This is a genomic window from Petrotoga sp. HWHPT.55.6.3, assembly GCF_002895495.1.
Lineage (GTDB): Bacteria > Thermotogota > Thermotogae > Petrotogales > Petrotogaceae > Petrotoga > Petrotoga mobilis.
In genome coordinates, this window is record NZ_AZRJ01000009.1 from 1 (window position 1) to 14,876 (window position 14,876).

Annotated in this window: 15 protein-coding genes; 9 read left to right on the plus strand and 6 right to left on the minus strand. The window is 33.3% G+C overall.

Annotated elements, in window-relative coordinates; all coding sequences use genetic code 11:
• Positions 1–290 precede the first annotated feature (290 nt).
• The 3 genes from X926_RS03225 to X926_RS03235 are packed head-to-tail and all read left to right on the plus strand — an operon-like array spanning position 291 to position 2,927.
• Positions 291–1,175, plus strand: coding sequence for a carbohydrate ABC transporter permease (locus X926_RS03225; protein WP_103064982.1), 885 nt, complete (start codon positions 291–293; stop codon positions 1,173–1,175).
• Positions 1,172–2,002: a carbohydrate ABC transporter permease gene (locus X926_RS03230; protein ID WP_103064983.1), complete on the plus strand. Its 831-nt coding sequence runs from the start codon at positions 1,172–1,174 to the stop codon at positions 2,000–2,002. The genes X926_RS03225 and X926_RS03230 overlap by 4 nt, the downstream gene beginning before the upstream one ends.
• A gap of 40 nt (positions 2,003–2,042) precedes the next feature.
• Positions 2,043–2,927, plus strand: coding sequence for a glycosidase (locus tag X926_RS03235; RefSeq protein ID WP_103064984.1), 885 nt, complete (start codon positions 2,043–2,045; stop codon positions 2,925–2,927).
• A 94-nt stretch (positions 2,928–3,021) separates the two neighbouring features.
• On the opposite strand, the gene X926_RS03240 is transcribed toward X926_RS03235, so the two are convergent.
• Both X926_RS03240 and X926_RS03245 read right to left on the minus strand, forming a co-directional pair.
• On the minus strand, positions 3,022–3,249 hold the full coding sequence (locus X926_RS03240; protein WP_103064985.1) for an SHOCT domain-containing protein: 228 nt from the start codon (positions 3,247–3,249) through the stop codon (positions 3,022–3,024).
• Between the two features lie 85 nt (positions 3,250–3,334).
• Complete coding sequence (locus X926_RS03245; RefSeq protein ID WP_199171167.1) at positions 3,335–3,577, minus strand: SHOCT domain-containing protein; 243 nt, start codon at positions 3,575–3,577, stop codon at positions 3,335–3,337.
• Between the two features lie 366 nt (positions 3,578–3,943).
• Here X926_RS03245 and X926_RS03250 point away from each other — a divergent pair, with 366 nt between their 5' ends.
• Both X926_RS03250 and X926_RS03255 read left to right on the plus strand, forming a co-directional pair.
• Positions 3,944–4,627, plus strand: a complete 684-nt coding sequence (locus X926_RS03250) for a cytochrome c biogenesis CcdA family protein (protein ID WP_103064987.1) — start codon at positions 3,944–3,946, stop codon at positions 4,625–4,627.
• Positions 4,628–4,643: 16 nt separating this feature from the next.
• A complete protein-coding gene (locus tag X926_RS03255) occupies positions 4,644–5,327 on the plus strand; it encodes a thioredoxin fold domain-containing protein (RefSeq protein WP_158245185.1) in 684 nt (227 codons plus the stop codon).
• Positions 5,328–5,361: 34 nt separating this feature from the next.
• Here X926_RS03255 and X926_RS03260 read toward each other — a convergent pair whose 3' ends face one another.
• On the minus strand, positions 5,362–6,471 hold the full coding sequence (locus X926_RS03260; RefSeq protein WP_103064989.1) for an alanyl-tRNA editing protein: 1,110 nt from the start codon (positions 6,469–6,471) through the stop codon (positions 5,362–5,364).
• A gap of 177 nt (positions 6,472–6,648) precedes the next feature.
• Here X926_RS03260 and X926_RS03265 point away from each other — a divergent pair, with 177 nt between their 5' ends.
• Entirely contained in the window at positions 6,649–9,039 is a 2,391-nt protein-coding gene (locus X926_RS03265; RefSeq protein ID WP_041534077.1) for a WD40 repeat domain-containing protein, read from the plus strand.
• Between the two features lie 46 nt (positions 9,040–9,085).
• On the opposite strand, the gene secF is transcribed toward X926_RS03265, so the two are convergent.
• From secF to yajC, 3 genes are read right to left on the minus strand one after another with little or no spacing between them, the layout of a single operon-like run.
• The gene (gene secF / locus X926_RS03270) at positions 9,086–9,994 is read right to left on the minus strand and encodes a protein translocase subunit SecF (protein WP_012208935.1); all 909 of its coding nucleotides are present in this window, start codon (positions 9,992–9,994) and stop codon (positions 9,086–9,088) included.
• Entirely contained in the window at positions 9,994–11,412 is a 1,419-nt protein-coding gene (secD, locus tag X926_RS03275) for a protein translocase subunit SecD (protein ID WP_103064990.1), read from the minus strand. The genes secF and secD overlap by 1 nt, the downstream gene beginning before the upstream one ends.
• A gap of 36 nt (positions 11,413–11,448) precedes the next feature.
• Positions 11,449–11,874 carry a preprotein translocase subunit YajC gene (gene yajC, locus X926_RS03280; protein WP_103064991.1) on the minus strand — a complete coding sequence of 142 codons (426 nt, stop codon included), beginning with the start codon at positions 11,872–11,874 and terminating at the stop codon, positions 11,449–11,451.
• A gap of 244 nt (positions 11,875–12,118) precedes the next feature.
• Here yajC and minC point away from each other — a divergent pair, with 244 nt between their 5' ends.
• From minC to X926_RS03295, 3 genes are all read left to right on the plus strand, one after another.
• Positions 12,119–12,721 carry a septum site-determining protein MinC gene (minC, locus tag X926_RS03285; RefSeq protein WP_012208938.1) on the plus strand — a complete coding sequence of 201 codons (603 nt, stop codon included), beginning with the start codon at positions 12,119–12,121 and terminating at the stop codon, positions 12,719–12,721.
• A gap of 89 nt (positions 12,722–12,810) precedes the next feature.
• Complete coding sequence (locus X926_RS03290) at positions 12,811–13,851, plus strand: M28 family peptidase (RefSeq protein ID WP_103064992.1); 1,041 nt, start codon at positions 12,811–12,813, stop codon at positions 13,849–13,851.
• A complete protein-coding gene (locus X926_RS03295) occupies positions 13,848–14,870 on the plus strand; it encodes a M42 family metallopeptidase (RefSeq protein WP_103064993.1) in 1,023 nt (340 codons plus the stop codon). The genes X926_RS03290 and X926_RS03295 overlap by 4 nt, the downstream gene beginning before the upstream one ends.
• Positions 14,871–14,876: the final 6 nt, after the last annotated feature.

Here is a 14,876-nt window from a genome sequence, read left to right on the forward strand (position 1 = left end):
CCATATGAGGAATTCATAGAGAAACTGAAACTACAGGGCCAAAATGAGGAAAATAAAGGATTAGAAAGGAGCAAAGCAAAAGCGTAAGTCTAAAACACTGATAAATAAAGGAAAAGAAAGGCATGTAGTGACACTTTTGAAAAACAGAGAAAGCAAAAAACGCTTTTTTGCAATTATTCATGCCTGTTTTAGAATTCTTACGTTTTTGTAACTGTCAAACTCAGGAAGAAGCTTTGGATGATGCAATTAAGGCTATAAACAGAATCCTCTGGTAAGGGAAGGTTAAAACAATGAGTAAAAAAATAGGGTTAGCAAAAAAAGAAGCAAGGAAAGGCTTTGGTATTTCTTCAATATATTTAATTTATGCGGCAATATTTTGGGGTTATCCTTTTGTATGGTTATTTATACTTCTTTTTTCTAAATGGAGGTTTGTGGGGTCACCTCAATTCGTTGGCTTTCGCAATATTACGAGGGTCTTAACCGACCCTCTTTTTTGGAAAACAGTAATCAATGTTTTTCGTTTTATGATGTACTATATTCCTCTTGTGTTAATAGGAGCTTTACTCTTTGCCATTGCCCTGAACAAAATAAAATATGGAAAAACCTTTATAGCCCTTTCTTTTTTGGTAGCCAATGTTTCATCAGGAGTTGCTTATTCAATTATGTTTTCAAACCTTTTTTCTGTCAATGGACCAGTAAATAAAGCCCTAAATAGTCTTTTTGGTATCACTATTCCTTGGTTTACAAGCCCACAATGGGCGATGTTTTCCATTGCATTGATTGTTATTTGGAAATTTATTGGCTACTATGGCTTAATACTATATGCCGGCTTAACCGCTATACCAAAATCTTTATATGAAGCAGCAGAGTTGGACGGTGCAGGAAGTCTTACAAAGTTTTTTAGAATTACATTGCCACTATTAAATCCTTCTATAATAATGGTCTTGGTGTTGGCTATTACTTTGGCTTTTGGAATATTCACAGAACCTTATATGATAACTGGGGGTGGTCCAATGAGAAGTACTTTAACCCCGATGATGCATATGATTACTACAGCATTCCAAAGAATGGACCCAACTTACGCTGCAACAATGGCAGTGTTTGTAGCTATGATAAGCTTTGGAATGATTTGGGTAGTAAGAAAAACTATGGAGAGAGAAGTTGATTTAGTATGATAAATAAAAAAATAAAGGCTGGAAATGTAATTCTTCATATTGTGATGTTCTTTTTATCTCTAATCTGGTTGTACCCTTATGCCTGGCTGTTCTTGGCATCGGTAAAACCCTCTGCTGAAATCTATACCAGATTTCTACCAACGAGGTTCACTTTAGAGCATTTTAGATTTATACTAGAAAGCGCCGAAAGAATGAATAGACCGTTTATAAGGGCATTTTTTATAAGTTTATTCGTGTCTGTCACCGTTACAGTATGTGTTATAATAACATCAGCCATCATTTCTTTTGCCTTATCAAAGTATAGATTTAAGGCAAGAGAGGGGATATTTAATTTTATTATTTTCCAAATGGTGTTCCCTGGATTCATGTTTACCATACCTTTATACATTCTAATGCGAAACATGCATCTCTTGAATTCGCTGGCAGCTTTAATCGTTCCTTTTATTATGAGCGGTTGGGGCATTTTTATGATGACTCAAAGCTTTAGAGGGACACCAAACGACTACATCGAAGCAGCAAAAATGGATGGAGCCTCTGATCTATTCATCATTTTTAGAATTATGTTACCTTTAAACAATTCCGTTATGGCCATTGTTGGGCTATTCACATTTATCGGAGTATGGGATAATTTCATGTGGCCACTCATAGTTATTCAGGATTATTATAAAATGCCTCTTTCTGTCTTACTTGCAAGCTTTAATCACGAGTACGGTGCGTATATTGGACCAGTAATGGCAGGTTCGGTGATTCAAACTTTACCAATGGTGCTCATTTTCATAATCTTCAGAAAGGCATTTTTGCATGGAATTTCAATGTCTTTGAAATAATCACAATTAAAAAACTGTAGTTATAAGGAAGGGATATATATTGAATTTGAAGTTGAAAAGGCATTTGTCAAACCCATTGTTTGGTCCAAATCCAATGTATTTGTGGGAATCTAGGTTTGTTTTTAATCCTGCAGTAGTTTATGACGGGAAAGTCTTCCATATGTTGTACCGCGCCCAAGGAGAAGATATGGTTTCTCGGATAGGCTATGCTGTGAGTGTGGATGGTCTACACTTTAATAGAATGGAAAAACCTGTATTTGAACCCTCAGATTTATCGGAATTATACGGTGTCGAAGACCCAAGAGTAACGTATATAGATGGAAAATATTATATGTGTTACACAGCTTATTCTCCGAAAAATGTTAAAGTATCTTTAGCCTCAACAGAGAATTTCTTTACTTGGGAAAGATATGGAACTATTTTGCCTGAAAGTCCTAATAAAGATGCTGCCTTGTTTCCTGAAAAGGTTAATGGAAAATATATCTTAATTCATAGGCTGGAACCAGATATTTGGTTTGCATATTCTGATGATTTAATACATTGGGACAATTATGTAAAAATTGCTTCACCAAGGAAGGACTATTGGGATAACTTAAAGATCGGAGCAGGTGGTCCACCTTTAAAAACCCCTTATGGTTGGCTGTTTTTGTATCATGGTGTTCAAGAAGATATCAGGCCTATCTACAGGTTAGGTTTTATGCTCTTAGATTTAAAAGATCCAACAAAAGTCTTAAAAAGAACAGAAGAACCAATTTTAGAGCCTCAGGAAAACTGGGAGATTTTCGGAGGAGTTCCAAACGTTGTATTCTCAGATGCATTGGTTGAATATGGTGATCAATACTATGTTTACTACGGTGGAGCGGATAACTACATAGCTTTGGCAACTATTTCAAAAAAAGAAGTTTTCGATTGGATAAAGGAGTGAACTTTTTTAGGCAGGGTTTTTTATAGCAGCTCTTCATAATAAAAGTCGGTAGATTCGATCTCCCGACTTTTATTATTTAAATATTACTTAAATATTACTTTAAATCTTTTTTCCTGGTCAAATACTCTTCTCTGGAAATCCGCCCCAGAGCATATTCTTGTTTGAGAATGTCCAGAGCATGATAACTGCTGCGTTTTTTGTTTGCTCCAAATAACAGCACAATCACCGTTACAAGCAATCCCCAGAAAAGCAAAGGTATAATCCACCAATATCCACCTAGTATACTCTGACCATAAGCACCCCACAGATAACAATATCCCATAATATACACTCCTCTCCAGAAATCTATTTACTCATGCTCCTCATAGTCAAGCCCTTTTGTCCCTACAACCTTTATTTTTTTAATCCTATTTCAAGTCTTTTATTATCTGATCAAATTCTTCCTTGCTTATTTCACCTCTAGCATAACGCTCTTTAGCGATCTCTTCAGCTCTATCAACTTGATAATGAAAGTCATTATTATTGCTGTGATATGAACTCGAATTATCGTCATTCTTATTATTAATAAAATAAATCGCTGCTATGATAATTATTATCAAGAAAATCAAAGAAAATCCTCCCCACATCATTCCCAAACCGAATCCCATCATAATTTATCACTCCTTTCCAAATTATTGTAACTTTTTATAGCTGCATCAATTTGACCACGCACTGTTTTAAGTTTTCTAAGAATCTTTTAGTGTTTCATAAAATTGCTTGTATCCACCCCATAAGGGGAGGGTATAAGAATTATAAACGATTTTTATTACATTCAAATTAATATTGATTACCAAAGTAGTAAACCCATCGGACAAAAAATGAGGCTCTATTCATTGAAGAAAAAATAAATCTTTCTTGCTAGGTTAGCCATAGAAATACAAATCTTTGTTGCTAAAACTCTATTTTATGTGATACAATTAAAATACCGTGGCGGGGTATGGCTAACTTTTTATAATTTGGAAAAAGGAGTAAATCGGATGAATTCTCTTGCCATAACAAATTCTGTTAGTTTTTTAACTGCGTTTTCTGGTGGGTTATTATCATTTTTTAGCCCATGTGTTTTCCCTTTAATACCCGTTTTTTTTGCATTGGTGATCCCTGATATCTCAAACACCCCTTTGGTCATCAAAAGGAGTTTGGGTTTTTTTCTTGGCCTTTCTCTCTTTTTTGCCTTGTTAGGCAGTATTTCTGGTAGTATTGGTATGATGCTTGCAATGTATCAAAGCGTTATTAACATAGTTGCTGGTGTTTTAATAATATTATTTGGATTTCTGTTTTTGATGAATAAAAGTTTGATTTCTGCAAAGAATATAGACCTAAGAAAATACAATAAAAATAATTCCTTTTTCTCCGCCTTTTTAATTGGGATTTTAATTTCTTTAGTATGGATCCCGTGTGCAAGCCCAATTTTGGCTTCGATTCTTACCTTAGCAACGACTACTGGAGAAGCAATGAGAGGCGCTCTTTTACTTTTTGTTTATTCTCTGGGTATTTCCATTCCATTTCTATTCTTTAGTGGCATTGTCAGTAAAATATTATCTAAAGTAACCTTAGGAGAACCAAAATGGCAAAAATCTCTGAGAATTATTGGTGGTATTTTGCTTATGGTAGTGGGTACTATGGTTTCATTTGGGCTTTTTAACAATATAAGTGTATTATAAAATGGAGGTTTACTTTATGAAGAAATTTTTCGTTGTAATGTTATTTATTCTATCAGTAATTACAATATTTTCTGTCCCTTTAGAGGAATTTGTTTTTGAAAATTTCAATGAAGCTTTCGAAGTTGCCGAATTAACAAACAAAAAAGTAGTAGTCATGTTTTCATCACCTACATGCCCAGCGTGTACTCAATTCAAAGAAACAACACTGTTGGATGAAGAGATTCAAAAATGGCTACGCACAGAATTTGTTTTTGTTGAAATCTTTCCTACCACTGAAAAAGCCACATTTCAAGGAGAAGAATATAATTATGGCCAGTTGTTTTATGCCTTTGGTGCCAGATATACACCAACCTTTGTATTCTTTGACGAACAACAAAATCCTTTTGGAGCAATTACAGGTGGGTATCCAGCTGAGATATTTATAGATATCCTAAAATACGTCTCTTATGAAAAAAATGAAGAGATTAGTCTTGATAAATTTATTGAAGATGGATTGGGAAAAGATATTGATATTCTTCCAAAAACTGTTTATTTATCAAAAGATGAAATTGAAAAATTATTGGACATGGATCCAAATTCCAAAGTATATGAACCTGGTAAAAATTATGATCCATATACAAATATAGTTTTACTTCAAAACAATACAAACGAACAAAATATAGAAAATTTTTACGTGAAAATATTTGAATCTAAGAATTAGAAAATTTATTTCTGAAAAATAGCCCATGATTGGGCTATTTTTCTAATATTTTGAGAATGTCTTCGAATTTTATGTCTCCGCTTATGTTACCTCTTACTTCGCTTCCACCGCCTTTAATGTTGTTATTCATTTTTAATTTGTCTATAAGCTCTTTACAGTTAATATTGTTTGAGAAAATAGAAAAGGTTTTGTTCTTTTCATCTTCAATAATGAGTGTATAATCTTTTAAATCCACGTATTTGTGTAAGAAATCCGCTGTTTCGTCCTCTTTTTTATGGTAAACTACTTTATTTTTATTCACAACCACCGGTTTTTCGATTAAATCTTTTGCAAGATAATATGCATTTTTTTCTGCTAACTTTTTTATACGATTCTTATAATCTTTATTTTCATTTAATAAACTTTCTACTTTGCTTTCCAAATCATACAATCCAGACGTTAATATGGAAGAAATATTTTTTAAAATTGAATCTTTTTGTGAATAATCATTAATGGCTCTAAGTCCTGCTAAAAAATACACCCTCGTTAAATTCCCTTTTACTCTTTCTGTATTTGTTATCTTTAAAAGGTTGATGTTACCTGTATTTTTTACATGAAAACCACCACAAGCAGATATGTCAAAATCATCGATTTTTATCAACCTCACTTGACCACTCACTTTATCACTTAGAGGTTTCCTCAAATTGTATTTCTGAGCCCCTTCTTTATCCGTAAATATTTCTTCCACCTTGATACATTTAGAAATTATATCGTTTGAAAGTTCTTCTGCTTTTTTTAACGTTTCTTCTCCAATATTTTGTTCAGCCAAATCTATAGTAGAATATTCTTCACCCATCTTGAAACTAACGGTTTTTAATGAAGCTATTCTTTCAAAAGCGGCTGATAATATATGTTGTGCAGTATGTTGCTGAGCTATATCGTATCTTCTTTTTTCATCTATTTCATAAAAATATTCACCGGGGTTTAAATGTTTGCTTAATACAACGCCTGTTTCTGTGGTATTTAAAACTTCAGCAGTATCAATTTTACCCCTATCTCCAAGTTGCCCCCCTTTTCCATCAGGATAAAAAGGATTATTCTCTATGGTAGCAAAATAGTTATCCCCTTGTTTTATTACATTAATTATTTTCACTTTTTCACTCAAATTTAAAGCCTCCTTATCTTGCTTAGCGCCCCTGGCCCCGCTCAGTCCGTCCGCACCCAGCACTGTTCATTTTTTAAAGTCTTTAATTTTTATTCTTGGATTCTTTTTAAGATCATTTTATTATATAATATAATAGTTAGTAGAGAATCAAAAATCTTTGAGAGAGAGTTGAGTGCTTTGAGAAAATTCTTCGTAATTTTTTTCTTGATTATTTTGAGTATTAACATCTTCTCCAATTTAATAGTAAATAATTTTGAACATTCAGACATTATTGATTTTTTTGTAAATAAAAACACTGGCGATATTTCCACAATTGTAGAGAATAACTACCTTAAAACTTATGATTTGAAGGAAAAGTGCATTAATCGTTATTACTCAGCTTCTTCTATACCGACTCATGTAGAATGGATCCTCGACAATAAATATACTATAATCGCAGAAAGTAATGGGACAATAGAAGTGTTTAACAACGATACCTCTCTTCTTAATTACAAAATAAACGTAACCGACGAATCTATTTCCTCTTTATCTAGTTTTAGAGATAAAATAGTATTTACTTCCTTAGATAAAACGGTCTACGTATACAATATTACCAAAAGAAGGGTAGAATTTCAACGGAGGTTTTCAACTATACCAACGGTTGCAGAATTTTACGATGAGGGTACAATATTGGTAGCAGACCATTTAGGTAATATTTATTTGATTGATTATTTAAACAATAAAGAAGTAAGATCCATCAAAATTGATAATTATTCAATAATTAAATTAGCGATGGTAAATGATAATACACTTGCTTTTTCAATGAATGGAAATATTTATGTATTGGATAAAGACTTGAAGATAATAAATTCTTTTTCATTAGGTTTAACAATTAAAGAGGTCGCATTTTCACCATCGAATGAAAATTTTACTGTTTTGACTACGAATAATCAGATCATCCTTTTTGATTCTTCAACTTTAAAAATACTCCAAGAACTAAAGCTTGATAATTTTAATATAAAATCTCTTGAATGGAGTCATGACAAAAGCGATACACTTTACCTAAACGATGGAGTTAGTCTATACTCTTTAAATGTCTATTCAAAATCAATTGAAAAATTATTGGAATTAAAAAAACCCGATGTTCTAAAAATTACAAGAAATAATAATCTTATTTATTACTTAACTTCCAACAGTGAAATAGGTATTTTTAATATTGATTCAGGAGTAGTTGAGACTCATTTTTCTTTTTCTGAAGAAGTAGTTGACTTTGAAATAACAAAAAATGGATATTTGATACTTTCAGAAAATTCTGGATACCTGTCGCTTTACGACCCTGAGGGTATATTAATAGAAAATAAGAAGATAAGTGATTTTAAATTAACCACTTTGGAGATTTCCCCTTCGGAAAAGTTTTTAATTGCAGGGGGATGGGAAAATAATGTTTATGTAGTTACCCTACCTGATTTGAGCGTTTATAAGGAAGTTGAAAATCTTCATAGCAATTGGATAAAAGATATTTCTATTAATTACAACGAAACTAAGATAGCAGTGGCAAGCTTAGATAAAAAAGTAAGCATATCAGTTTTTCCCGACTTTGAAAATACAATTTACATCGAAGAATTCCCCTACATTATTTGGTCACTGGATTGGGCTAGTAATTCAAATTTTCTTTCTATGGGAGGATTTGAAGGGGCTTTACGACTGTGGGATGGAAGATTTAATCAATTCTATAAGAGATTTGAGATTATTACAGCTCCAATAAAGGCAATTGAATGGAGCCCTGATGATAATTACGTAGCCACTGGAACAACTGATGGAAATGTCTATATATGGAACAGTAAAAATGGAAACTTAGAATCAACTATGAATATTTCGAATGGTGAAATTGTTGATTTAACTTGGAGTAATGATGAAAGGTATTTGTATGCCTTGAGTAAAGGAAATTTATTGAGCCTTATAGATCTTCAGCAAAACAATATACCTTTGCAAAGTATTATTTTTGAAAAAGGCTATTCTGTTTCCTATAGAAAAAATGGGGAGTATACCACTAATATCCCTGAACAAGAAGAAAGCAAATTTTTCTACAAAAATAATCCTATAAGCCTTTTCGAAGCTGTAACCTTCGAAAGGAAAGAATTTATAAGCATTCCTATCTTAGAGGGTCCTGTTATAAATGTACCGTCAGAATTTTTGATATCAGATAAAAACAACTCTTTGCTTCTCAGCGTTTTTGATAATAATCTAATTACAAAAGTTGAAATATTAGGTCAAACTTTTTTAGTTAACAGCCAATCTTACTATCTATCTTTAGAAATAAATCCTGAAAAACTTACATCAAATATGCTTGAAATATCTGCTTATGACAACGATGGAAATAAATCCACAAAATACGTTCATTTGAAGTTTGAGAATATATATCTTCAAGTATTCACTAATCAAGCAGAAATTACAAACGAGGAAGGAGAAATAATAGCGATTGCAACTCGTGGAGACATCCTAAAATTAAAAGGAGTCTTAGGAGATACTTATAAAGTAGAATATATTGACAAAGAGGGATATATTAAAAAAGCATTTGTCGTGTTTTAAAAAAGCCCTCAAAGATGAGGGCTTTTTAATTTTATTATCTTATTAATTAAGCTTTTTGTGTTTTCTTACGTCTTTTTACCATACCTATGACAATTGGACTCGCAATATATAACGAAGAATAAGTCCCAATTATAACTCCCACAGTTAATCCGAAAGCAAATGAAGCTATTGACCTACCTCCCAAAAGGAACATCATAAAAACAACTAGGAATGTTGTCAAGGAAGTGTTCAATGACCTTACAATAACTTCGTTAATGCTTTTATTTGTTATACTTTCTATATCCATCCCACGATTTTTAGATCTGTTTTCCCTTATTCTATCATAAACAACGATAGTATCGTTTAGGGAATAACCTGCTAAAGTAAGAAATGCGGCTATTGCGGTTAAGTTCATTTCTATACCAAAGAGGGAATAAAATCCTAAGGTGATTATAACGTCATGAGCTAAAGCTAAAATCGCTCCCACACCGTAGGAAAATTGAAACCTGATGGTTATATAAGCTAGCAAAACTATCAGAGAAATAATTACAGCATACCAAGCATACGATCGAATTTCCCTAGCAGCATAACCTGAAACATCGTTGAATTGTTCAATATTTAAGCTCGAATCAGAAAAAGATTCTTCTAAACTATTTATGAACATTTGTTTTTCTTCCAACGTAGGGAAAGAATCTCTTACGGTAATTATGTAAAAGAATTGATCAGAAGCTCCTCCACCTGGGTTAGTTTGAATGATCTTAGCGGTAGCATACTCTTGATTTATCGTTTGTAAACCGTTTCTCAATTCATCAATTGTATAACTTTTATCAAAAGACACGATGATTTCACTACCACCAGAAAAATCAACACCTAAATTGAATCCTTTTACAAAAATCACTATTACAGAAAAAAGTATCAAAGCAATTGATAAATAAATGAAAAAACTCCTCTTACCAACAAAATCTATATTTGGCATTATTTAGTCCCCCCTTTTTCCACAACAATTCCTTTCACATACTTTTCAGGCTTCAAAAAGTGGGAAGTACTTTCTAATAGCAACCTACTAACCACCAAGTTAGTAAACATAGCACCTAAAACACCTATTATGAGGGTGACTGCAAAGCCTCTAATACTTCCACTTGTTACAAAGAATAAAACTAATCCTGCTAAAATAGTTGTTATATTGGCATCAAAAATAGTTGAAAAAACTTTATTAAATCCAAACTTTACCGCGGTTAAAGGGGGCCTTCCTACTCTAAGCTCTTCTTTTATTCTTTCGTATATAATAATGTTTCCATCTACTGTGGTACCAAAAGTTAAAATTATACCGGCAATACCTGGCAGAGTTAATATCGCTCCTGTCCAACTTAAAATTCCCATTAACAAAAATGTATTATATATTAGAGCAATATCTGCAATTACCCCCATCCATCTATAAAATATAATCATGTAAATCATTACTATTATAAGCCCAATGATTCCAGCGTTTATAATCGTAGTCACAATATCTCTTCCCAAAGTAGGGCCAAGGGTTCTTTCTTGAAATTTAACTAAATCTACCGGTAAATTCCCTGACTTTATCAAAACAGCAATGTTTTGCGCTTCTTCCATACTTTCTATTCCGCTGATTTCAGCTCTTCCTTGCGATATTCTTTCTCGAACAACAGGTGCGATTATAACCTCATCATCTAAAATGATCGCAATTCTTTCGTTTACTAAATTTGCGGTTGCTAATTCAAATTTTTGTCTTCCCTCATTATTGAAATTCAAATTAACTACAAATCCCGCTCCTTGACTATTAAGAGAAGCTACGGCATCAGTGACATCTAAACCGGTAATCTGAAATGGGGCATCTCCAAATTCGAAAACATTTTTTACCCTATACCAAAGGTTAGGGTTATTACTATCCTTAACGTAACTATACATTTCTATTTCTTCACCATTTATTTGTATAGTTCTATTTCTTGTAATTTCTGGAGTTGTTGTTGATTCCACAACTTCCAATACTTCTGCAAAGTAAAGTTTCCCCTTACTACCTATAAGTTCTTCAGCCCTTTGAGTATCTGATATACCTGGAATCTCAACGCGAACTCTGCTTTCTCCCCCGGAAACAACTTCGGAAACTATCGCCTCCGTGTAACCCGCATTGTCCATTCTTCTCCTTAGAACTGTGATTACATTATCTACAACCTCAGAAGTATTGACACCTTCAGGTACATCAAAGCTATATTCTAATAGCACCCCACCTTGAATATCCAAGCCTAAATTTATATTTGGGAAAAAACGTAGTATGCTTATATCATTCACATTACCCGATAAAGGTAGAATTAATCCTAATAGTGCAAAAACAAAAACTATTATAGTAAATAATATTCGTATTCTTCGATTTCTCAACTATTTCACCCCCTGAACAAAATCAATGTTAAAGAACTATTTATCATTTCCATCTTCATCTTCAGTTTCAGCTTCGGTTTCTTCTGGCTTTGCTTCGGGTTTATCAGTTTTAGAAAGAACCCCGGCAATGGCATTCTTTGTTATATCGATTTCTGTTTTGTCTGCCGTTGAAATTCTGATTCTTTCGTTGGTTATAGATATTATCTTCCCTATGATTCCTGATGATGTTACAATTTTATCACCTTTTTTTAAAGCAGAAAGCATTTCCTTATGCTTTTTCTCTTGTCTCCTTTGTGGGAGAAACAACAAAACCCACATCAATATTATTATTACTAAAAGAAGCAACATTCCACTTAGTCCACCACCACTTGCCGGGACCGCTTGTGCTTGTTCGACCGTGTTGGCAGCATCAGTAGCGCCTGCTGGGCCAAAGTTTATAAAATTTAATACTCTTTCTAACATAAATACACCTCCAAAATTATTCTTTAAAGAATTTTGTCGTTAAGCGTTTTTGTTATAATATAAGTTAATGCAAAAATTGCTTACTGTTAGATTGTATCATATTTTTCTTTTATGGTCAATGAATTCTTTACAACCAACTTGTCAAATAATTTTTGTTTATGTAATATTTCTTATATTTTATGTTATTATATATATGGTCATAAATTTTTTATGGTGACTTAAAATTGTATTAGGGGGGGTTTAGATGGATGAACCCGTATACGCAAAAATTATGGACGGAGACATAATCTTTTATTTTTCAAAGGGAAACACGCAAAAAGATCTTTTCGAACATTTTCAAAAAGAACTTGTTAAGATGAAAAGTTTTTTTAACATTGGGGATAGTTTTTACGTATATTTTGAAGACGGCTCTCAGCATAATTTATTAAATAAAATCGTAAAATTTGCCAACAGTCTTGAATTGAACGTTGCTGGAGCATATTTTGGAAAGCTTCCCGAAGGGAAAGTAGGAAACAAAGAGTTAACCCTTTCGAGTACCCAAATTTATAGAAAACATTTAAGATCCGGCCAAGTAATACAAAATCCTGGAGACATAATAGTTTTTGGAAATGTAAACCAAGGCGCAGAAGTCAACGCGGGTGGAAGTATTATAATATTTGGAAAGGTATTTGGAACCTTAAGAGCAGGAATTACCAACAAAAAAAACGCTTTCATTATAGCCTACGAATTGAATTCACCATTAGTAGAAATAGCGGGTATCCCTTTCTTCAACTATGAATGGCCGAAGTCTCCCGTTTCCATAAGAATTGAAGAAAATAAAGCATTAGTTGAACCCGTTGAATTGTAAAAGGATAGTAGCGCAAAAAGATATTAAATCAATTTTTTAATCTTTAGACCAGTAATTATGCTGTGTTAAAACCAAAAAGGAGGTCACGAATGGATACTTCTACTTTACTAAAAAATTTATCCAATACTTTTGGGGTGTCTTCTTTTGAAAATTACACTTTTCCTTTGATTGAAAAAGAATTAAAAAACATCTCACCAGATATAAAATTAGAAAAAATAGGAATAGGTAATTTAGTGGCAACTTATGGAAATGATAGCCCCAAAATTGCCTTTTTTGCGCATGTAGACGAAATTGGAATAGTTATATCAAAAATAATCGATGAACACTTCGCTCGCATTTCTCCCGTTGGGGGAGTCGATCCAAGAACTTTGGTAGGAAAAAGGGTTCTTTTTAAAACAAAAGATTCAGAAAAAATAGGTGTAATAGGATTTTTAGCCCCTCACCTACAAAAAAAAGAAGATAGAGAAAAATCTCCCTCCTTTGATGAGCTCTTCGTTGATTTTTCAATTTCGGGGGGAACCAATAGTATCGACGTTGGCGATATGGGCGTTATACAAGTCCAGGCTGTTGAACTTGAAAATGGAAAGATATCAAATAAATCTTTAGACAACAGAGTAGGTGCTGCGGTACTAATTAAGTCTTTGGAGTACCTACAAAATCTTAAATTTGAAGGACAATTGATTTTATCTTTTAACAAAGGTGAGGAAGTGGGATTAGTTGGAGCACAAGGTAGCGCCCATCACATAATGCCAGATTTTGCCATAGTAGTTGATGTTACATTTGGCGAAAAGCTACCAGAAAATTTTGAGCCCATCAAGCTTGGTGAAGGACCTGTTATAGGTATAGGTACTACCGTTACCAGAAGTGTTTTCGAAGAACTAACAAAAACTGCAAAAAACAACAATATCAAATACCAAATAGAAACTTTTACTAGAGGTAGTGGCACCGAAGCAGATGTAGTACAAATATCTTCTACGGGAGTAAAAACAGGTGTTGTTTCGGTTCCAATCCTTAACATGCATTCTCCCAACGAGGTTGTAGATCTAAAAGATGTGGAAGAAAGCGCAAAGTTATTATCTCTCTTTGCTTTAAACATTAGTTTAACTTGGAAAGGAAGTCGAAATTTATGAGGAAATATTTAAAAGACTTAACCAATCTTGCTGGAATATCTTCAAGAGAAGAAAAAATAAGAGAGTACATCAAAACAAATGTTGCCAACAAGGTCGATGAAATTACTGAAGACAACATGGGAAACCTGATTTGTTTAATTAAAGGTAAAGATTCCTCCAAAAAATTAATGCTCGACGCACACATGGACGAAGTTGGCTTTATGATCACCAGAATAAATGAAGACGGCACTTTTGGCATATCTCCCGTTGGAGGAGTTGACCCAAGGGTAGTAAAAAGTCAGAGATTAAAAATCGAAGAAAAAATATCAGCTGTTGTCAATTCGACACCTATTCATTTAGAAAAAGAAACGGACAAAGTTGAACAGTATGAAAGTATAAGGGTCTACGCTGGATTTTCCAACAAGGAGGAAGCATCTAAAAAGGTTAATTTGGGGGATATGGTTACATTTGACACTACCTATTATGAGGAAAATAACTATGCTGTATCCAAAGCCTTTGATGATAGGGTTGGATGTTCTATTATGATGGATATAATTGACTATTTTTTTGAGAACAACGAGAAACCTCTTTACGACACATACTTCAATTTTGCTACTCAGGAAGAAACAGGGCTGAGAGGTACTGGAACTGCAGCTTCAAAAATACAGCCAAATTTCGCTATTGTATTAGAAGGTACCACTGCCGGGGATAACCCTGAAAATACTCCGGATAAATGGGCAACCCACATCGGAAATGGGCCGGTATTAACATTCATGCATAGCGGTTTAGTACTTAACAAAGAGATCTTTGAAAAGATTGTAGATACTGCAAAAAAATTGGAGATTAAATTTCAATACAAAATGCGAACAGCAGGAGGAACAGATGCGGCTAGGCTCGCAAAGACACTTTATGGAATTCCAGCAGGAGTAATATCCGTTCCATGCCGATACATACATTCTCCACAATCTATAATGAATTTACAAGATTATGAAAATACCTACCAATTGGTAAAACAATTAGTCGTTAATACACCATTTTAAGAGAGG

What these genes read in the sequence shown, in the direction of transcription:
- X926_RS03295 (WP_103064993.1), top strand. Translation starts at nt 13,848, where the DNA reads ATGAGGAAATATTTAAAAGACTTAACCAATCTTGCTGGAATATCTTCA.
- minC (WP_012208938.1), top strand. Translation starts at nt 12,119, where the DNA reads ATGGATGAACCCGTATACGCAAAAATTATGGACGGAGACATAATCTTT.
- X926_RS03240 (WP_103064985.1), bottom strand. Translation starts at nt 3,249, where the DNA reads ATGGGATATTGTTATCTGTGGGGTGCTTATGGTCAGAGTATACTAGGT.
- X926_RS03245 (WP_199171167.1), bottom strand. Translation starts at nt 3,577, where the DNA reads ATGATGGGATTCGGTTTGGGAATGATGTGGGGAGGATTTTCTTTGATT.
- secF (WP_012208935.1), bottom strand. Translation starts at nt 9,994, where the DNA reads ATGCCAAATATAGATTTTGTTGGTAAGAGGAGTTTTTTCATTTATTTA.
- X926_RS03290 (WP_103064992.1), top strand. Translation starts at nt 12,811, where the DNA reads ATGGATACTTCTACTTTACTAAAAAATTTATCCAATACTTTTGGGGTG.
- yajC (WP_103064991.1), bottom strand. Translation starts at nt 11,874, where the DNA reads ATGTTAGAAAGAGTATTAAATTTTATAAACTTTGGCCCAGCAGGCGCT.
- X926_RS03225 (WP_103064982.1), top strand. Translation starts at nt 291, where the DNA reads ATGAGTAAAAAAATAGGGTTAGCAAAAAAAGAAGCAAGGAAAGGCTTT.
- X926_RS03255 (WP_158245185.1), top strand. Translation starts at nt 4,644, where the DNA reads ATGAAGAAATTTTTCGTTGTAATGTTATTTATTCTATCAGTAATTACA.
- X926_RS03230 (WP_103064983.1), top strand. Translation starts at nt 1,172, where the DNA reads ATGATAAATAAAAAAATAAAGGCTGGAAATGTAATTCTTCATATTGTG.
- X926_RS03250 (WP_103064987.1), top strand. Translation starts at nt 3,944, where the DNA reads ATGAATTCTCTTGCCATAACAAATTCTGTTAGTTTTTTAACTGCGTTT.